13 protein-coding genes and 3 rRNA genes are annotated in these 18,707 nt (G+C 65.4%); 8 read left to right on the top strand and 8 right to left on the bottom strand.

What is annotated here, in order from left to right; translation table 11 throughout:
• Positions 1–15: 15 nt before the first annotated feature.
• Complete coding sequence (locus tag HRC28_RS18675) at positions 16–762, bottom strand: PIG-L deacetylase family protein (RefSeq protein WP_182376923.1); 747 nt, start codon at positions 760–762, stop codon at positions 16–18.
• 107 nt (positions 763–869) lie between these two features.
• Positions 870–1,541, bottom strand: a complete 672-nt coding sequence (locus tag HRC28_RS18670) for a hypothetical protein (protein ID WP_182376922.1) — start codon at positions 1,539–1,541, stop codon at positions 870–872.
• 106 nt (positions 1,542–1,647) lie between these two features.
• On the opposite strand from HRC28_RS18670, the gene HRC28_RS18665 reads away from it, so the two are divergent.
• A complete protein-coding gene (locus HRC28_RS18665) occupies positions 1,648–2,709 on the top strand; it encodes a DNA adenine methylase (RefSeq protein WP_182376921.1) in 1,062 nt (353 codons plus the stop codon).
• Here the strand turns inward: HRC28_RS18665 and HRC28_RS18660 are convergent.
• Positions 2,678–3,637, bottom strand: coding sequence for a hypothetical protein (locus HRC28_RS18660; protein ID WP_182376920.1), 960 nt, complete (start codon positions 3,635–3,637; stop codon positions 2,678–2,680). The genes HRC28_RS18665 and HRC28_RS18660 overlap by 32 nt on opposite strands.
• 60 nt (positions 3,638–3,697) lie before the next feature.
• Positions 3,698–5,065: a serine/threonine-protein kinase gene (locus HRC28_RS18655; protein WP_182376919.1), complete on the bottom strand. Its 1,368-nt coding sequence runs from the start codon at positions 5,063–5,065 to the stop codon at positions 3,698–3,700.
• 113 nt (positions 5,066–5,178) lie between these two features.
• Between HRC28_RS18655 and tyrS the strand changes: the two genes are divergently transcribed.
• The 5 genes from tyrS (at position 5,179) to HRC28_RS18630 (ending at position 13,310) form a co-directional block, all read left to right on the top strand.
• Positions 5,179–6,450 carry a tyrosine--tRNA ligase gene (tyrS, locus tag HRC28_RS18650; RefSeq protein ID WP_237111563.1) on the top strand — a complete coding sequence of 424 codons (1,272 nt, stop codon included), beginning with the start codon at positions 5,179–5,181 and terminating at the stop codon, positions 6,448–6,450.
• Positions 6,451–6,890: 440 nt separating this feature from the next.
• A 16S ribosomal RNA gene (locus HRC28_RS18645) occupies positions 6,891–8,405 on the top strand.
• A 464-nt stretch (positions 8,406–8,869) separates the two neighbouring features.
• A 23S ribosomal RNA gene (locus HRC28_RS18640) occupies positions 8,870–11,991 on the top strand.
• A 152-nt stretch (positions 11,992–12,143) separates the two neighbouring features.
• A 5S ribosomal RNA gene (rrf, locus tag HRC28_RS18635) occupies positions 12,144–12,260 on the top strand.
• Together the 16S, 23S and 5S rRNA genes form the textbook arrangement of a ribosomal RNA operon.
• Positions 12,261–12,350: 90 nt before the next feature.
• A complete protein-coding gene (locus HRC28_RS18630; protein ID WP_237111562.1) occupies positions 12,351–13,310 on the top strand; it encodes a tetratricopeptide repeat protein in 960 nt (319 codons plus the stop codon).
• Between the two features lie 3 nt (positions 13,311–13,313).
• Here the strand turns inward: HRC28_RS18630 and HRC28_RS18625 are convergent, their stop codons facing one another.
• Positions 13,314–13,967: a hypothetical protein gene (locus HRC28_RS18625; protein WP_182376918.1), complete on the bottom strand. Its 654-nt coding sequence runs from the start codon at positions 13,965–13,967 to the stop codon at positions 13,314–13,316.
• A gap of 56 nt (positions 13,968–14,023) precedes the next feature.
• Between HRC28_RS18625 and HRC28_RS18620 the strand changes: the two genes are divergently transcribed.
• Together HRC28_RS18620 and HRC28_RS18615 are read left to right on the top strand one after the other, a co-directional pair.
• Complete coding sequence (locus HRC28_RS18620; RefSeq protein ID WP_182376917.1) at positions 14,024–14,950, top strand: alpha/beta hydrolase; 927 nt, start codon at positions 14,024–14,026, stop codon at positions 14,948–14,950.
• Positions 14,951–15,145: 195 nt separating this feature from the next.
• Positions 15,146–15,643 carry a DUF3145 domain-containing protein gene (locus tag HRC28_RS18615; protein ID WP_182376916.1) on the top strand — a complete coding sequence of 166 codons (498 nt, stop codon included), beginning with the start codon at positions 15,146–15,148 and terminating at the stop codon, positions 15,641–15,643.
• A gap of 61 nt (positions 15,644–15,704) precedes the next feature.
• Here HRC28_RS18615 and HRC28_RS18610 read toward each other — a convergent pair whose 3' ends face one another.
• Genes HRC28_RS18610 through HRC28_RS18600 form a run of 3 tightly spaced genes read right to left on the bottom strand, consistent with a single transcriptional unit; the run spans position 15,705 to position 18,657 of the window.
• Positions 15,705–17,141, bottom strand: coding sequence for a carboxyl transferase domain-containing protein (locus HRC28_RS18610; RefSeq protein ID WP_182376915.1), 1,437 nt, complete (start codon positions 17,139–17,141; stop codon positions 15,705–15,707).
• A complete protein-coding gene (locus HRC28_RS18605; RefSeq protein WP_182376914.1) occupies positions 17,141–18,391 on the bottom strand; it encodes a beta-ketoacyl-[acyl-carrier-protein] synthase II in 1,251 nt (416 codons plus the stop codon). Before HRC28_RS18605 ends, HRC28_RS18610 begins: the two co-directional genes overlap by 1 nt.
• Before the next feature lie 20 nt (positions 18,392–18,411).
• On the bottom strand, positions 18,412–18,657 hold the full coding sequence (locus HRC28_RS18600) for an acyl carrier protein (protein WP_182376913.1): 246 nt from the start codon (positions 18,655–18,657) through the stop codon (positions 18,412–18,414).
• Positions 18,658–18,707: the final 50 nt, after the last annotated feature.

The following is an 18,707-nucleotide window of genomic DNA, read 5'->3' as shown; positions in this document are numbered from 1 at the left end:
GAGGAGTTGGACCGCTCACTCGCCCCAGCCCAGCGGGAACACCTCGAAGGGCGCAGCGAAGGGCACGCCGAGTCGCGAGCCCGTGGCCCGCGCCATGCCCTCGAGGAACTCGCGCGGGTCCCAGTTCTCCCACCCGAGCCCGTCGATGTACGCCGCGTGGGCCTGGAGGGACTCGACACCGGCGTCGAAGGTGGCGGTCGTGTCGACGGCGTGGGTCGACTCCGGCGAACCGAACGCCCACACCTCACGGACGCCGCCCCACGGCTCGAGGCCATTGGCCACCTGCTCGGCGAAGATCCACCGGTTACCGGCGTCCCGCGCCGCGTCCAGGACCGCTCGCCCGACGGCGATGTGGTCGGCCTGGTTCAGGTTCCGTCCTCCCCACGTGGGGTGGAAGTTGCCGGTGATCACGATGTCCGGCCGGTGCCGTCGTACGACGGCCGCGAGATCACGACGCAGGGCCGTTCCGTACTCGAGCACTCCGTCGGGCTGGCGCAGGAAGTCGACGACATCGACGCCCACGATCTCCGCAGAGGTCACCTGCTCGGCCTCACGCACCGTTCGGCAGGCGTCGGGATCGAGTCCGTCGATGCCGGCTTCGCCGCTGGTGACCATGCAGTAGACGACGGTCTTGCCCTGTCCGGTCCAGCGCGCGACAGCGGCGGCGGCCCCGAACTCCATGTCATCGGGGTGGGCGACGATGCACAACGCGCGCTGCCAGTCCTCGTCCAGGGGCTGGAGCGGCACAGGGGTTTCGGCCATGGATCGAGCATGCCACTGAGGACGGACATGGCACACCGCCCCGGCCGACCTCGCGTGGGCCGACCGGGGCGGTGGTGGTGCAGACTGGCTGCCGAGGCAGCCGGAGGTCACTTCCAGGTGACGGGCTTGCCGTCGTTCTTGTCGTAGGTGTCATCCGGGCCACCGCTGAAGATCACGGCATCGACCTTGGAACCCTTGGTCACCAGGGCGGGCACGCAACCGGGAGCGGTGTCGCCGACGGCGGAGTCGTACTCGAAGCCACCGTCCTCGCACGGCGCGAAGTCACCGAAGGTGATCAGGCTGCCGGCCCGTTGGCTGCCGACCAGGCCGTCGAAGTCGCTGCCCGGCGTGTATCCGCCGAAGCCGTTGGGGCCGACCTCGAGGATCTTCATCTCGAGCTTGATGTAGAAGGGCGTGTAGTCGGCGGCGTCCTTGACCTTGGCGGCCTCGAGGTCGGCGCTGGTGCCCTCGGTGATTCCGACGACCTTGACCTCGACCGTGGCGGTTCCGTCGGTGCCGTAGGTCAGGGGGAGCACGGCCGTGTCGCCGATGGCGAGCTCGGTGCCCGGCGCGGTGACATCGCCGCTGAGGGCTCCCGGGTCTGCGGCGCCGGACGTGGTCTCCGTGGCGGCCGTGGGGTCGGTGGTGGCCTCGGTGGTGGCCTCGGTCGTGGACTCGGTGGTCTTGTCGTCCGACCCCGAGGTCGCATCGTCGTCATTGCAGGCGCTGAACGCGAGGACCGCGAGCAGAGCTACAGGCAGGGCGAGCTTGACGGACATCTGGATTCCTTCTGTTGGCGATCAGTGCTGCGGGCGACTTCCCCGCGCCGCGCGCATTCAACCCTCGGTGGAGGAGATCTGGCCCACGTCCACCTACGCTGCGGCTGTGATCAAGTACCTCGGCTCGAAGCGCACGCTGGTGCCGACGCTGGGGGAGATGGCGGTCGCGACGGAGGCCCGCACCGCGGTTGATCTCTTCACGGGCACGACCCGGGTGGCCCAGGAGTTCAAGCGCCGGGGGATCGAGGTCACCGCGGCCGACGTGGCGTCGTACTCCGAAGTGCTCAGCGACTGCTACATCGCCGCCGACGCGGACCTCGTCGACATCGACGTCCTCGATGCCGAGTTGGCTCGCCTCGGCAATCTGCCCGGCACGCACGGCTACTTCACCGAGACGTTCTGCGAGCAGGCCCGTTTCTTCCAGCCCAAGAACGGACTGCGGATCGACGCCGTGCGCCAGGCGATCGAGCGGGACCACCCGCCGGGCAGTCCGCTGCGCCCGATCCTGCTGACCAGCCTGATGCTGGCCGCCGACCGCGTCGACTCCACCACGGGCGTCCAGATGGCCTACCTCAAGCAGTGGGCGCCCCGGTCGCATGCCGAGCTCGACCTTCGCCGCCCGGACCTGATCCCCGGTCCGGGCCGCACGGTCACGGGCGACGTCATGGACACCGTCGAGCAGATCGGCCCTGTCGATCTCGCGTACGTCGACCCGCCGTACAACCAGCACCGGTACTTCGCGAACTATCACATCTGGGAGACCCTGGTCCGCTGGGACGAGCCGGAGCACTACGGCATCGCGTGCAAGCGGGTCGACACCCGCGAGCGCAGCAGCGTCTTCAACAGCAAGCGTTCGATGCCGGCCGCTCTGGCCGATGTCCTGGGCCGGCTCCGGGCCGAGGTGGTCGTCGTGTCCTACAACGACGAATCGTGGATCACCCCGGAGGAGATGACGACGTCCTTGCAGGCAGCCGGCCATGCCGAGGTGGCGCTGCTGGCCTTCGACCGCAAGCGGTACGTCGGCGCGCAGATCGGCATCCACAACCGCTCCGGGGAGCGGGTCGGTGCCGTCGGCCGTCTGCGCAACGTCGAGTACCTCTTCGTCGCCGGCTCCGCGGACAAGGTCGCCGCAGCCGTCAGCGCAGGCGACCCGACGCGCCGGCAATGAGCAACTGCTCGCCCTGCTGGACCAACCGCAGCGTGACGTCCTCGGTGCGCCGGGCGCCGTTGAGCCGGTACGTGTACGTGTAACTGACCGACAGCGTCTCGGGGTCGCCCGTCACCTCGATGATCTCGGGGTCCTCGATCGCGCGCCACACTTCGCGGTACCGCGGGCTGGAGTCCTGATAGGTCGGAGTCAGCAGGTCGAACCCGCGGCCCGGGTTGTTGCTCGCCGTCGCGACATAGGTGCGCGCGAACTCCTCGAGGTCGGAGGCCGGGACCGGCTCCGCCGAGGCCGTGGCCGTTGGTTCGTCGGTGGCTGGTTCGTCCTCGACGGCTGAGGTGCTCGCGGTCGGCCGGGGTTCCCGCTCATCGTCCCCACCGAAGAGGAGTGCGGCGCCGATCGCGGCCAGGCCGAGGATGACCGCCCCGCCGACGAGGAGCATCGCGGCTGGGGAGATCCGGCGTGGATCCGACGCGGGCGCGACCTGTGCCCGCAGGTAGTCGGCCACGTCGGACATGGTCGGACGGTCCCGGGGGTCGGTCTGCATCGCCAGTTCGACGAGAGGGGCCAGCCAGCCGACGTGGCGCGGGTCGGCGTCGCCGATCGCGGGCTGACGGCCGGTCGTCACGTGCAGGAGGACGGCGGCGAACGACCACACGTCGTCGGCCGCGGGTTGCGGGCGCAGGCCCCAGATCGGGTCCTCGTGAACGAAGGCGGAGTCAGCGGCCACCGCCCCCGGTTCCAGGAGCGTCGCATGACCGGCTGCGTCGATCCTGATGGACGCCGGCGAGATCGCGCCGTGGGTCCGCCCGCCCTCGTGCAGGGCCACCAGTGACTCCGCGACGGGCAGCAGGACGTGCGCGGCATCGTCCGGGGAGAGCGCGCCGCGTGTGCGTACGCGGTCGGCCAACCGGGCGTCGTACTCGCTCACCTCCGGGAGGCTACCCACATTTGCGCCCCAAGCGCCGGTGTTGCGAAGGGTTCGCCACAGTTACGGGGCGCCGGCGATGAGGAGTTCGCCGTCCTGCTCCTCGAGTTTGAGCGTCACCCGTTCGGTCTGCCGGCCTTTGCCCGGGAACACGTACGTATAGGTGTAGGTGACCGTCATGGCTGCCGGGTCCGCCGCGATCTCGAGGATCTTCGGTGACCGCAGCGGTCCCCAGAACGCGTCGTAGCCCGTGCTCTCGGCCTGGTACGCCGGCGTGAGCATCTGGAAACCGGCCGCCGGATCCTCATCAGCCGTCCGGACGTACGTCTCGGCGAACTCCTCGAGCTCGGCGGCAGTCCGGCTCGGTGTCGTCGTGCCTGTGGGTGACGTGGAGGTCGCGCCGTCGGCCGTGTTCCGGCCCGGATCGTCGTCACCCCGACCGAGCAGCAGGACGGCCGCAACGAGAGCAGTGACGATCAACGCGGCAGCGAACACCAGCGGAGCCGTCCGGCGGCGTGACTGTGCGGGCGTCGGGGCGAGAGCAGGCGGGGACTGGGGCGGCGGGGGCTGGGGCGGCGGGGGAGCCATGACGGGTAGGGCGGCTGTGGCCGTCGCTTCGTTCCCTGCCGATCCGGCGCGACGGAGGTAGTCGCGGACCGCCGCCATCGACGGCCGCGCTGCCGGTTCGGCCGTCATCGTCATCGCGATCAGCGGACCCAGCCACCCGGCCTCGACCGGTCGGGGCGGATCGCCGTGGACGATCCGGTAGACGACGGAAAGTGGCCCGTTCTCCCCGTTCTCGAGGTGGTACGGCGGCCGGCCGGTCAGGACGTGGACGAGGGTCGCGCCGAACGCCCAGACATCGCTCGCCGAGCTCGCGTGGACGCCGGTGGCGACCTCGGGCGCGAGGTACGCCGGCGACCCGGTCACCAGGCCTGCCTGGGTGAGCGTCGCGTCCTGCTCACCCCGGGCAATACCGAAGTCCGAGAGCTTTGCACCGCCCTCGTCGCTCACCAGGATGTTCGACGGCTTGACGTCGCGGTGGACCACGCCCTGTTCGTGCGCGGCCAGCAACGCGTCCGCCACGGGTTCGAGCAGGCGTGCGGCGGCCGTGGGGGCGAGCGGCCCGCGCTGCGCCACCATCGCGGAAAGGGAGGGCCCGTCGACGTACTCCATGACCAGCCAGAGCGCGTCCTCGGTCTGCACCAGGTCGAACACCGACACGACGTGGGGGTGATTGATGCGGGCCGCGAGCCGGGCCTCCCGCGCTGCGCGCTCCGGGTCGCCGGTGTGGCCGGGCAGCAGTCCGATCCGCTTCACGGCGACCTGACGTCCCAGGACCTCGTCGCGACCGAGCCAGACCGCGCCGCCGGCTCCCCGCCCGACCTCGCGGTCGAGCGTGTAGCGCCCGTCCACCCGTGTGCCACTCATGATGTTCAGCAAGGTACCCACTGGTCGTGCCTCGAACCCAGTGGGCGTCTTGCCGTCGGATGGGGCAGGCTTGCTTCCACCAGCTCCCTGATTCCCACCCGGAAAGGACCGACGTGCCCGTCGACCCCACCCTCCTCGACGATCTCGCGTGGCGCGGCCTGCTGGCCGAGTCCACCGACCGCGACGCGCTCGGCGCGGCGCTTGCGGAGGGCAGTGTCCGGTACTACGTCGGCTTCGACCCCACGGCGCCGAGCCTGCACATGGGCAACCTCGTGCAGATCGTGACCGCCATGCGCCTGCAGCGCGCCGGCCACACGCCGTTCGCCCTCGTCGGTGGCGCAACCGGAATGATCGGCGACCCGCGGGACTCGGGGGAGCGGACCCTCAACTCCCTCGACACGGTCCAGGACTGGACCGACCGGGTCCGTCGCCAGATCGAACCGTTCCTCTCGTTCGAGGGCGACAACGCCGCGACGATGGTGAACAACCACGACTGGACCGCTGGTCTCTCGGTGATCGACTTCCTTCGCGACATCGGCAAGCACTTCCCGGTGAACCGGATGCTGGGCCGGGAGACCGTGAAGCGCCGGCTCGAGTCCGGCATCAGCTACACCGAGTTCTCCTACGTCCTCCTGCAGTCGATGGACTTCCTGACCCTGTTCCGCGACCACGGGGTGACGCTCCAGTTCGGTGGCTCCGACCAGTGGGGCAACCTCACGGGCGGCGTCGAACTCATTCGGCGAGCCGAGGGCGGTCACGCCCATGCGTTTGCCACGCCCTTGATCACCAAGGCCGACGGCACCAAGTACGGCAAGACCGAGGGTGGCGCGCTCTGGCTGGATCCGGAGTTGATGGCGCCGTACGCCTTCCACCAGTTCTGGCTCAACGTCGAGGACGAGAAGGTCATCGAGCTCATCAAGACCTTCACCTTCGTGTCTCGTGAGGACATCGAGGCGCTCGAGGTGCGCCATGCAGAGAAGCCGTTCCTCCGTGAAGCCCAGAAGCTCCTGGCAGACGAGGTCACCACGCTGGTCCATGGCTCGGTCGAGACCGAGCAGGCCAAGACCGCAGCCGCTGCCCTGTTCGGGGGCGGCGACATCACCGCGCTGTCGGCGGTGACACTCGGCGCTGCACTCGGAGAGGCGGGCACCGTCGAGGTGGATGGCGCCGCCGGGATCCCCGATGTCGTCGAACTGCTGACCCTCACCGGGCTCGCCGCGTCGAAGGGCGAAGCCCGCCGCACGGTCGCCGAAGGCGGGGCCTACCTCAACAACGTGCGGGTCGACGACCCCACTTTCACGCCGACAGCGAGCGACCTGATCGGGTCGTCCTGGCTGGTTCTCAGGCGTGGAAAGAAGCGTTTTGCAGGCGTACGCGTGCGCTGAGAAGGCCCTCCGGAGGCAGTGTGGCCCGCGTCACGCCCCCCGGATTTGTGCTCTCTGGGGGAGTGTCGTAATGTTCTGCATGTCGCCGGGTGCGGCGGGAAGCAAGGAGCCGATCGGCTCCGGGCTACCGGCCCCAGCGAACACCATCTCGATCGCAGTCAGATCGGGTACCAGTCCGAAAAGCAGGCCTTGTGGGCCTGGTACAGACTGGGATCCGGATTGTGATGAGATAACCATCAGCGCGAAGACAGACCGGTAACGGCGAGCTTCGCAGTGTTTGATGTTTGAGAACTCAACAGTGTGTCATGCATATAGATTGTTGTGACTGTTTTGCGCTGGTCGCCTCTTCGGGGGTGGTTGGTGTGTGGTTTCGGCAATATGATTGATTCTGATTAGTAGTGATACTTGTCAGGGTTTGTTGTTTGTCAGTATTGGATTTTCTTATGGAGAGTTTGATCCTGGCTCAGGACGAACGCTGGCGGCGTGCTTAACACATGCAAGTCGAGCGGAAAGGCTCCTTCGGGGGTACTCGAGCGGCGAACGGGTGAGTAACACGTGAGTAATCTGCCCTGCGCTCTGGGATAGCCACCGGAAACGGTGATTAATACCGGATATGACATGTCCCTGCATGGGGGTGTGTGGAAAGTTTTTCGGCGCAGGATGTGCTCGCGGCCTATCAGCTTGTTGGTGAGGTAATGGCTCACCAAGGCTTTGACGGGTAACCGGCCTGAGAGGGTGACCGGTCACACTGGGACTGAGACACGGCCCAGACTCCTACGGGAGGCAGCAGTGGGGAATATTGGACAATGGGCGGAAGCCTGATCCAGCAACGCCGCGTGAGGGATGACGGCCTTCGGGTTGTAAACCTCTTTCAGTACCGACGAAGCGAAAGTGACGGTAGGTACAGAAGAAGGACCGGCCAACTACGTGCCAGCAGCCGCGGTAATACGTAGGGTCCGAGCGTTGTCCGGAATTATTGGGCGTAAAGGGCTCGTAGGCGGTTTGTCGCGTCGGGAGTGAAAACCATGGGCTTAACTCATGGCTTGCTTTCGATACGGGCAGACTAGAGGTATGCAGGGGAGAATGGAATTCCTGGTGTAGCGGTGAAATGCGCAGATATCAGGAGGAACACCGGTGGCGAAGGCGGTTCTCTGGGCATTACCTGACGCTGAGGAGCGAAAGTGTGGGGAGCGAACAGGATTAGATACCCTGGTAGTCCACACCGTAAACGTTGGGCGCTAGGTGTGGGACCTATTCCATGGGTTCCGTGCCGTAGCTAACGCATTAAGCGCCCCGCCTGGGGAGTACGGCCGCAAGGCTAAAACTCAAAGGAATTGACGGGGGCCCGCACAAGCGGCGGAGCATGCGGATTAATTCGATGCAACGCGAAGAACCTTACCTGGGTTTGACATATACGGGAAGCCTGCAGAGATGTGGGTCTCATTGATACTCGTATACAGGTGGTGCATGGCTGTCGTCAGCTCGTGTGTCGAGATGTTGGGTTAAGTCCCGCAACGAGCGCAACCCTCGTTCTATGTTGCCAGCACGTAATGGTGGGGACTCATAGGAGACTGCCGGGGTCAACTCGGAGGAAGGTGGGGATGACGTCAAGTCATCATGCCCCTTATGTCCAGGGCTTCACGCATGCTACAATGGCCGGTACAAAGGGCTGCGATCCCGTGAGGGGGAGCGAATCCCAAAAGCCGGTCTCAGTTCGGATTGGGGTCTGCAACTCGACCCCATGAAGTCGGAGTCGCTAGTAATCGCAGATCAGCAACGGCGGTGAATACGTTCCCGGGCCTTGTACACACCGCCCGTCACGTCACGAAAGTCGGCAACACCCGAAGCCGGTGGCCTAACCCTTGTGGAAGGAGCCGTCGAAGGTGGGGCTGGCGATTGGGACGAAGTCGTAACAAGGTAGCCGTACCGGAAGGTGCGGCTGGATCACCTCCTTTCTAAGGAGCACACCCTGCTCGGTGGCCGAATGTGTCATTGAAACTTTGGGTTGTTCACTAGTGGAACACAACATTTCTTACTTGCCTGGTCGACAGCCTCTTGGTTGTTGGTTGGTGTGGGTGTGCTGACACGCTGTTGGGTATCTGAGGCATCAGACGAGCCTGGACTGGTACGTCTTCCTGCTTGAGCTTCGGCTTGGGTTGGGGGGTGGGTTCAGGTGAGCTGGTTGGGCTTCTTGGTTGTTTGATTTATTCATAGTGGACGCGAGCATCCGCCCGCACGATGTGTTGTTCAGGCTCCTTGTTGTTAGAGGGGGTGGACGGCATCTGGTGGTGGGCGGTTTTGTTTGTGTTGTTTCGTGATTGTTTTAGTGTTCTTGAGAATTTGAGTTACCACGAGGACGATCCGATGCGCATGATGCACTGTTGTTTGGTGGTTGTTGTGTGTGTTGGTGGTTTGTTGTGGGCAAGTTATTAGGGCACATGGTGGATGCCTTGGCATCGAGAGCCGATGAAGGACGTGGAGCCTGCGAAATGCCCTGGGGAGTTGGCAACCGAGCGTTGATCCGGGGATGTCCGAATGGGGAAACCCAGCTGGAGTTATGTCCAGTTACCCACATCTGAATAAAATAGGGTGTGTGGAGGGAACGTGGGGAAGTGAAACATCTCAGTACCCACAGGAAGAGAAAACAACCGTGATTCCGAGAGTAGTGGCGAGCGAAATCGGATGAGGCTAAACCTATATCGTGTGATAGTCGGCAGACGTTGCGGTGTAGGGGTCGTGGGAATGTCGTTGTTGGGCCTGCCGGTTCAGCGCACAGTCAGAAACCAGTGTTGAGGTCGAAGTCCGTTGGAAAGCGGTGCCGTAGCGGGTGATAGCCCCGTAGACGATAGATGCTGGCTGTGTTCGATATCTCCCAAGTAACACGCCACTCCTGGAATGGTGTGTGAATCTGGCGGGACCACCCGTTAAGCCTAAATACTCCTCGATGACCGATAGCGGACAAGTACCGTGAGGGAAAGGTGAAAAGTACCCCTGGCGGGGAGTGAAATAGTACCTGAAACCATGTGCCTACAATCCGTTAGAGCCTGAACTTGTTTGGGTGATAGCGTGCCTTTTGAAGAATGAGCCTGCGAGTTTGCGGTGTGTGGCGAGGTTAACCCGTGGGGAAGCCGTAGCGAAAGCGAGTCTGAATAGGGCGCTTTAGTCGCACGCTCAAGACCCGAAGCGGAGTGATCTACCCATGGGCAGGTTGAAGCGCCGGTAAGACGGCGTGGAGGACCGAACCCACTTAGGTTGAAAACTGAGGGGATGACCTGTGGGTAGGGGTGAAAGGCCAATCAAACTCCGTGATAGCTGGTTCTCCCCGAAATGCATTTAGGTGCAGCGTTGCGTGTTTCTTGCCGGAGGTAGAGCACTGGATAGCCGATGGGCCCGACCAGGTTACTGACGTTAGCCAAACTCCGAATGCCGGTAAGTGTAAGCGTGGCAGTGAGACTGCGGGCGATAAGGTTCGTAGTCGAGGGAAACAGCCCAGACCATCGGCTAAGGCCCCTAAGAGGCGGCTAAGTGGAAAAGGATGTGGAGTCGCAGTGACAACCAGGAGGTTGGCTTGGAAGCAGCCACCCTTGAAAGAGTGCGTAATAGCTCACTGGTCAAGTGATTCCGCGCCGACAATGTAGCGGGGCTCAAGCCGCCCGCCGAAGCCATGGCATCGACGTATTAACCCAAGCCGCTGACTTGATCAGTTGGTTCAGGGGCGTCGATGGGTAGGGAGCGTCGTGTGGCGAGTGAAGCGGCGGAGTGATCCAGCCGTGGACGCCACACGAGTGAGAATGCAGGCATGAGTAGCGAATCACGGGCGAGAAACCCGTGCGCCGAATGATCAAGGGTTCCAGGGTCAAGCTAATCTGCCCTGGGTAAGTCGGGACCTAAGGCGAGGCCGACAGGCGTAGTCGATGGACAACGGGTTGATATTCCCGTACCGGCGAAATGGCGCCCATGATGAGCCCGGTAATGCTAACCACCCGAAACTTCATCTACCAGAGCCTTCGGGCCGAGGGGTTGGAGCGGAGCGTGGAACCCGAACCGGTAGTAGTCAAGCGATGGGGTGACGCAGGAAGGTAGCCCAACCGCCGCGATGGTAGACGGCGGGTAAGCGTGTAGGGGACGTGGTAGGCAAATCCGCCACGTAGCCGTTTGATCGGTGACCTTGAGACGTGATGCCGACCCCGTATGGGGGAAGTGGGTGATCCTATGCTGCCGAGAAAACCTCTAGCGAGCCATGAGCCGCCCGTACCCCAAACCGACTCAGGTGATCAAGTAGAGAATACTAAGGCGATCGAGACAACCATGGTTAAGGAACTCGGCAAAATGCCCCCGTAACTTCGGGAGAAGGGGGCCCGGATCGTGAACCCACTTGCTGGGGAGCGTGAAGGGCCGCAGAGACCAGGCCCAAGCGACTGTTTACTAAAACACAGGTCCGTGCGAAGTTGTAAGACGATGTATACGGACTGACTCCTGCCCGGTGCTGGAAGGTTAAGAGGACGGGTTAGACGCAAGTCGAAGCTCAGAATTTAAGCCCCAGTAAACGGCGGTGGTAACTATAACCATCCTAAGGTAGCGAATTCCTTGTCGGGTAAGTTCCGACCTGCACGAATGGAGTAACGACTTGGGCGCTGTCTCAACCATGGACTCGGCGAAATTGCACTACGAGTAAAGATGCTCGTTACGCGCGGCAGGACGGAAAGACCCGGGACCTTTACTATAGTTTGGCATTGGTGTTTGGTTCGGGCTTGTGTAGGATAGGTGGGAGACTTTGAAGCGGCCACGCCAGTGGTTGTGGAGTCAACGTTGAAATACCACTCTGGTCGTACTAGATGTCTAACCTAGGGCCATGATCTGGTTCAGGGACAGTGCCTGATGGGTAGTTTAACTGGGGCGGTTGCCTCCTAAAGAGTAACGGAGGCGCTCAAAGGTTCCCTCAGCCTGGTTGGCAATCAGGTGTTGAGTGTAAGTGCACAAGGGAGCTTGACTGTGAGACAGACATGTCGAGCAGGGACGAAAGTCGGAACTAGTGATCCGGCAACTGCGAGTGGAAGCGTTGTCGCTCAACGGATAAAAGGTACCCCGGGGATAACAGGCTGATCTTCCCCAAGAGTCCATATCGACGGGATGGTTTGGCACCTCGATGTCGGCTCGTCGCATCCTGGGGCTGGAGTAGGTCCCAAGGGTTGGGCTGTTCGCCCATTAAAGCGGCACGCGAGCTGGGTTTAGAACGTCGTGAGACAGTTCGGTCCCTATCCGCCGCGCGCGTAGGAAACTTGAGAAAGGCTGTCCCTAGTACGAGAGGACCGGGATGGACGAACCTCTGGTGTGCCAGTTGTACCGCCAGGTGCATGGCTGGTTGGCTACGTTCGGAAGTGATAACCGCTGAACGCATCTAAGCGGGAAGCACGTTTCAAGATGAGGTTTCCCACCCCCTTGTGGGGTTAAGGCCCCCAAAAGATTATTGGGTTGATAGGCCGGAGGTGTACAGCAGCAATGCCCAGCCGACCGGTACTAATAGGCCGAAGACTTGCCACAACAAATCCCCAACACACTTAACAAACACGCATCACACACAAACACGCGTCCACTATGAAGACCAACCCCAACACGGGACCCAGGTCAGAACCCCCACCAACACGGGGACAACTCTCACCACACGGGCACCCCGAACAGAGGGTTAATAGAGTTACGGCGGCCATAGCGGCAGGGAAACACCCGGTCCCATCCCGAACCCGGAAGTTAAGCCTGCCAGCGCCGATGGTACTGCAACCGAGAGGCTGTGGGAGAGTAGGACGCCGCCGGACATACATTCAGGTAGAGGCCACCCTCGGGTGGCCTCTACTCTGTTTTGTACCCAACACTTTTCAATAGCGATTCGACACCAGGAGACTGCCGTGGCAGACCAGCGTGGACGGCGCGATGACGCGCCGAAGAAGGGTGGCCCCCGTGAGGGTGCCGCTCCCCGCAAGGGCACCTCGTCCCGTGGAACCAGCGGCGCGCGCAGCGGCGCCGGCTCGGACCGGGACCGCGCTCCCTACGACCGCAGCCCCCAGGGCCGCGGCAAGCCGTCGGATCGCTCGGGCAAGCCCGCTGAACGCACCGGTGGTGCGCAGCGGCGTTCGCCCGACCGCACGTCGGTGCCTCGCAAGGACCGCGTCGTGGACCAGGCGACCTACGACGGTCCGCCGCTTCCCGACGACGTCAACGGGATGGAGCTCGACGCCGCGGTGCGAGCCCACCTCAAGGACCTTCCCGACAAGCTGGGCTCCCGGGTCGCGCGGCACCTCGCCGCGGCCGGCCGCCTGATCGACGACGAGCCTGAAGTCGCCTACCAGCACGCACTTGCTGCCAAGGCCCGTGCGCCCCGCCTGGCTGTCGTCCGCGAGGCCGTCGGCGAGGCCGCCTACGCCGCGGGGCACTACGCCGAGGCGCTGTCGGAGCTGCGTGCGGCCAAGCGCATGAACGGCGCGACGGCGTACCTCCCGATCATGGCGGACTGCCACCGTGCACTCGGTAACCCGACGCGCGCTCTCGAGCTCGCCAAGAGCCCGTCGGTGGTGCGGTTCGCTGCGCCGGCCAAGGCCGAGATGACCATCGTCGAAGCCGGCGCTCGTCGTGACCTCGGTCAGATGGACGCTGCTCTGCGCACCCTCGAGGTCTCGCCGCTCAACCACAAGGGCCGCGAGCCCTGGGTGGTCCGGTTGCGGTACGCCTACGCGGACACGCTCGAGCACGCGGGTCGGTTGAATGACGCGCTGGCCTGGTTCCACAAGACGAACGCGATCGACGCCGACGAGGACACGGACGCGGCCGACCGCGCCGAGTCGCTCGAGAAGCGCGTTGACCGGGGCTGATCGCTACTCGGTTGCGGACTCATCGTCCGTCCCGGTCTCGGCCGGGCGGCCGGTGACCGTGACGATGGCCTGTTGGTGCCCAGCTGGCTGGGTGTCCCACCGGACGTCTTCTCGGTAGGCGATCTGGATCTGGTCGATCACGGCAACCACGGGCTCCTCGGAGACGATCTTCAACACGATCGAGTCGCCGCCGACCATCCGTTCGCCCTCCGGGTTGACCAGTTCGGCGCAGAACTGTTCGGGCTGTGTGGTGACCCCGACCGTGCCCCGTCGGCACAGGACCGGCGTGACCTCCATGTCCGCGCTCGTGGTCGCGTGCACCCGGACCCCGGAGATTCGCAGCGTGCGACCGAAGTCGTCGGGGGCGCTGAACATCCCGACGTACAGCGGAGTACTGACCACGCCGCTGGCGCTCGTCGTCTTGGCGTCCGTCGGCAGGTCTTCCGGCGTGGTGGCGTACCAGGCGAACCAGCCGAGCAGCATCAGTACGGCAACCGAGATCATCGCAATGCGCCACGTCTTCGACTGGAACGACGGACGCGGCACGCGGGGAGCACCCAGCGAGCCGAAGGATCGCGAACGCACCCGCTTCGTCGGTTCGGCCCTGCGTCGTCCCGGCCCCTGCTTCGGCGCCGACTCGGTTCCCCCCACGGTCATGGTCGAACCATAGGACACCGCTGGCTTGGTGCCGGGGACCTGCCAGACTCCGGTGCATGAGTCTCCGTGGTCGAACTGCTGTGCAACCCAGGCGGCCGACGCTGGAGGGCAGCGTCGCAGTCCGTGACGGGCGACGCCTGAGCTTTGCCGAGTACGGCTCTCCTCGTGGCCCGGCGCTGGTGTGGATGCACGGGACGCCTGGCGCTCGCCGCCAGATCCCCATCGACGCACGCAGGTACGCCGCCGAGGCCGGGCTGCGGATCATCGGCATTGACCGTCCCGGGATCGGGTCGTCGTCGCCGTACCTCTATCCGAACCTGCTGGACTGGACCCAGGACCTCGAACTGCTGCTCGACGCACTGGCCGTGGACAAGGTCCGCGTGATCGGGCTGTCCGGAGGCGGGCCCTACGCACTGGCAGCGGGCGCCGGCCTGGCGCACCGCGTCGAGGGCGTCGGCGTGCTGGGGGGTGTGGCCCCCACCAGGGGACCTGACGCTGCCGCCGGCGGCATCATCCAACTCGCGGTCCACGCCGCCCCGCTGCTCGCGGCGACCCGGGTGCCGCTCGGCGTCGCCCTCACCGGCGCGATCCGCGCCGTACGACCGCTCGCCGGTCCCGGACTGGACCTGTACGCCGCCGTACAGCCGGCGGGGGACAAGACGTTGCTCGGTCGTCCGGAGTTCAAGGCAATGTTCCTCGACGACCTGCTCAACGGCAGCCGCTTCCAGACGTCCGCGCCGATCTCTGACCTGGTGTTGTTCACCCGGGACTGGGGCTTCGCGTTGGCCGACGTCGACGTGCCGGTGCGCTGGTGGCACGGCGACGATGACCACATCGTGCCGTTCCGGCACGGTCAGCACTGCGTGGACCGGCTCCCGAACGCCACGATGACCACCATCGATGGCGAGAGCCACCTGGGCGGCCTGGGCATCGCTCATCAGGTGCTGGACGAACTGATGGCGCTCGGGCAGGCTGCCGAGTAGCCGAGGACACGCGTCGAAACTCTGGTGTAGCGGCGCCTCATGGGCCACAATGGTGTTCACAACTTCACACGCGTCACTCAACTGAGAAGTTTCCATCAGTTCCGAGACAGACCACCTTCGAAGAGAGACCGCTGGGGAAGGCGTAACTCGCGCCGGAGGTAGGGAGTAGTCGAGGAGTTCGTGGTGACCGGAAGCATGAGTGCAACCAGGGGCGTTTTCTACGTCCACTCTGCGCCGTCCGCGCTGTGCCCTCACATCGAATGGGCCGTGGGCGGTGTTCTTGGCGTTGCCGTGAGCCCGAACTGGACGCCCCAGTCGGCCCAGTCCGGCAGCTACCGTTGCGAGTTCTCGTGGGCGGGCAAGGCGGGTGCCGCGGCCGAGATGGCCTCCGCGCTGCGCGGCTGGAACCACCTGCGTTTCGAGGTGACCGAGGAGCCGACTCCGTCGACCGAGGGCGCCCGCTACTCCTACACGCCCGACCTCGGCGTCTTCCACGCCGTCACCGGCATCCACGGCGACATCATGATCCCCGAGGACCGGCTCAAGGCCTCGGTCGTGCGTGCAGCGCTCGGCGAGGTCACCTTGGAGAACGAGATCGACAAACTGCTCGGCAAGCCGTGGGACGACGAGCTCGAGACCTTCCGGCACGCCGGTGAGGGCGCTCCTGTCCGCTGGCTCCATCAAGTCGTCTGAGACGCAAACACAACGGCCCGGCTGGGTACTGGAACCAGCCGGGCCGATGTGTTTTTGACCCTCAGAGCGGGATGTTGCCGTGTGTCCCGCGCTTGACGCCGTGTGCGTGCACTTCTTCGAGGAGGGCCGCGGCGAGCGCTGACCGGGTCTGCGCCGGTTCCACGATCTCGTCGACGACGCCGATCTCGACGGCGCGCTCGACGCCGCCGGCGATCCGCTCGTGCTCGGCTGCGAGCTCGGCCTCGACCTGGTCGCGCAGGTCGGGCGGGACCTCCGCCAGGCGGCGACGGTGCAGGATGCGCACGGCAGCCAGCGGACCCATGACGGCGATCTCGGCACCCGGCCAGGCGAACACCTTGGTGGCGCCGAGCGAGCGGGAGTTCATCGCGATGTAGGCGCCGCCGTAGGACTTGCGGGTGACCAGCGTGACGCGGGGCACCGAACACTCGGCGAACGCGTGCAGGAGCTTCGCACCGCGTCGTACGACGCCGTCCCACTCCTGCCCGACGCCGGGGAGGTAGCCCGGGACGTCCACGATCACCAGCAGGGGGATGCCGAACGCGTCGCACATGCGCACGAAGCGGGAGGCCTTCTCGGCCGACGGGGAGTCGAGGCAGCCACCGAGACGGAGGGGGTTGTTGGCCACGATGCCCACGCTGCGGCCGCCGAGGCGGCCGAGGGCGGTGACGATATTGGGTGCCCAGCCGGTGTGCAGTTCGACGACAGTGCCGTCGTCGAGGATGCCCTCGACGAGCGGGTGGACGTCGTAGGCCCGCTTGCGGTTGTCGGGGAGGATCGCCGCGAGATTGCGGTCCTCGACGGCGGCCGCGTCGAGGCGGCCCTGGGCGCCGACGAGAAGGGCGACGCTGCGGGCCTGGGCGAGCGCCTCCTCCTCGGACGTGGTGACGATGTGGACGACGCCGGAGCGACGTCCGTGCGGCTCGGGGCCACCGAGACGCAGCATGTCGACGTCCTCGCCGGTGACGGAGCGGACCACCTCGGGGCCGGTGACGAAGATCCGTCCCTCGGGGCCGAGGATCACGACGTCGGTGAGCGCGGGGCCGTAGGCGGCGCCACCGGCGGCGGGGCCCAGCACGACCGAGATCTGGGGGATGACGCCCGATGCGGCCGTCATCACTTCGAAGATCCGGCCGACGGCGTGCAGTGACAGCACGCCCTCGGCGAGACGCGCGCCGCCCGAGTGCCAGAGCCCGATGATCGGGATCCGGTCGGTCAGCGCGCGGTGGTAGGCGTCGACGACCACGGTGCAGCCGTCGTTGCCCATGGCGCCACCCATGACGGTGGCGTCGGAGCAGAACGCAACGACCCGGGCACCGTCCACGGTGCCGGTCGCCGCGATCATGCCGCAGTCAGGATCGCCGGAGGGGAGGAGCTCCAGCGATCCCGAGTCCAGAAGTGCTGCCAGGCGGTGCAGCGGGTGACGAGGGTCGTCCTCCCGCGCCGGCTTGGCCGGCGCGGGAGTCGAGGTGACCGTCATCAGCTGAAGGAGCCGAAGAGCACGGCGACGTTGGCGCCGCCGAAACCGAACGAGTTGTTCAGCGCCGCGATGTCACCGGCCGGGAGGTCCGTCGGCTTCGTCGCGATGTCCAGCTCGACCTTCGGGTCCTGGTTGTCCAGGTTGATCGTCGGCGGGGACAGTCGGTGGTGCAGGGCCAGCACGGTGGCGACACCCTCGAGGGCGCCGGCGCCGCCGAGCAGGTGCCCGGTCATCGACTTGGTGCTGGTGACGACCAGATCACTCGCGTGCGCACCGATCACGGCGTGCAGCATGAGGGACTCGGCGACGTCACCCTGCGGCGTCGAGGTCGCGTGCGCGTTGACGTGCGCGACATTGGCGGGGGAGATGTCGGCATCCTGGATGGCGAGCCGGATGGCCCGCGCTCCGCCGCGACCAGCCGGGTCGGGCTGGGCGATGTCATGGGCATCGGCGGTGATGCCGGTGCCGAGGACCTCGGCGTAGATCCGGGCTCCACGCGCCTGGGCGTGCTCGAGGGACTCCAGGACAAGTGCCCCGGCACCCTCACCGAGCACGAACCCGTCGCGCGCGGTGTCGAAGGGCCGGGAGACCGTGGTCGGGTCGCCCGGGTTCTTCGACAGCGCCATCATGTTGGCGAACGCAGCCATCGGCAGCGGGTGGATCGCTGCCTCGGTGCCACCGGCAATCGCGACGTCGACCCGGCCGAGCCGGATCTGGTCGACAGCCAGCGAGATCGCTTCGTTGCCCGAGGCGCAGGCGGACACCGGGGTGTTCACCGGGCCACGGGCGCCGAGCTTGAGGCTGACGGTGGCGGCCGGAGCGTTCGCCATCAGCATCGGTACGGCGATCGGGGAGACCCGTCGTACCCCCTTGTCGCGCAGTGCGTCGTAGTTGGAGAGCAGCGTGGTGACGCCGCCGATCCCGGACGCGAAGGCGACGCCGAAGCGATCACCGTCCACGTTGCCGGCCTCCATGGCCACGTCCAGACCGGAGTCCGCCCAGGCCTCGAGTGCCGCCACGAGGGCGAACTGCGAGGACCGGTCGAGACGACGGGCCACGACTCGGTCGAGGACCTCTGACGGGTCGACAGCGACGGGTGCCCCGATGGTGACGGGCAGGCCCTCGGCCAGCTCACCGAGCTGGCGTACCCCTGAACGCCCGGCGAGGAAGCCCTCCCAGGTGCTGGCGACGTCACCACCGAGCGGGTTGGTGGTGCCCAACCCGGTGACGACGACGCGTGTGCGCGACATGGCTTTGTTCACCGTCCGGTTCAGGCTGCGCTGTTGCGCTCGATGAAGGCAACGGCGTCGCCGACGGTCTTGAGGTTCTTGACCTCGTCGTCGGGGATGGTGACGCCGAACTTCTCTTCAGCCTCGACCACGACCTCCACCATCGACAGCGAGTCGACGTCGAGGTCGTCGCTGAACGACTTGTCGAGCTGCACGTCGTCGGCGGGGATACCGGCGACCTCGTTGACGATGTCGGCGAGGGCGGCGCGGATCTCTTCGGTGCTCATGTTTTCTCCAGTGCTGACTTGTTGGGTTGGTGTGGTGATGCGGTGAACTC

This window comes from Nocardioides sp. WS12 (genome assembly GCF_014108865.1).
Taxonomy (GTDB): Bacteria; Actinomycetota; Actinomycetes; order Propionibacteriales; family Nocardioidaceae; genus Nocardioides.
The sequence above is the reverse complement of the archived record's forward strand: the minus strand, read 5'-3'. Positions and strand labels throughout refer to the sequence as shown.

Excerpts from the sequence above, each read along its gene's own strand:
- HRC28_RS18675 (WP_182376923.1), bottom strand. The coding sequence starts at position 762 with ATGGCCGAAACCCCTGTGCCGCTCCAGCCCCTGGACGAGGACTGGCAG.
- HRC28_RS18670 (WP_182376922.1), bottom strand. The coding sequence starts at position 1,541 with ATGTCCGTCAAGCTCGCCCTGCCTGTAGCTCTGCTCGCGGTCCTCGCG.
- HRC28_RS18655 (WP_182376919.1), bottom strand. The coding sequence starts at position 5,065 with ATGAGTGGCACACGGGTGGACGGGCGCTACACGCTCGACCGCGAGGTC.
- HRC28_RS18625 (WP_182376918.1), bottom strand. The coding sequence starts at position 13,967 with ATGACCGTGGGGGGAACCGAGTCGGCGCCGAAGCAGGGGCCGGGACGA.
- HRC28_RS18620 (WP_182376917.1), top strand. The coding sequence starts at position 14,024 with ATGAGTCTCCGTGGTCGAACTGCTGTGCAACCCAGGCGGCCGACGCTG.
- HRC28_RS18615 (WP_182376916.1), top strand. The coding sequence starts at position 15,146 with ATGAGTGCAACCAGGGGCGTTTTCTACGTCCACTCTGCGCCGTCCGCG.
- HRC28_RS18610 (WP_182376915.1), bottom strand. The coding sequence starts at position 17,141 with ATGACGGTCACCTCGACTCCCGCGCCGGCCAAGCCGGCGCGGGAGGAC.
- HRC28_RS18605 (WP_182376914.1), bottom strand. The coding sequence starts at position 18,391 with ATGTCGCGCACACGCGTCGTCGTCACCGGGTTGGGCACCACCAACCCG.
- HRC28_RS18600 (WP_182376913.1), bottom strand. The coding sequence starts at position 18,657 with ATGAGCACCGAAGAGATCCGCGCCGCCCTCGCCGACATCGTCAACGAG.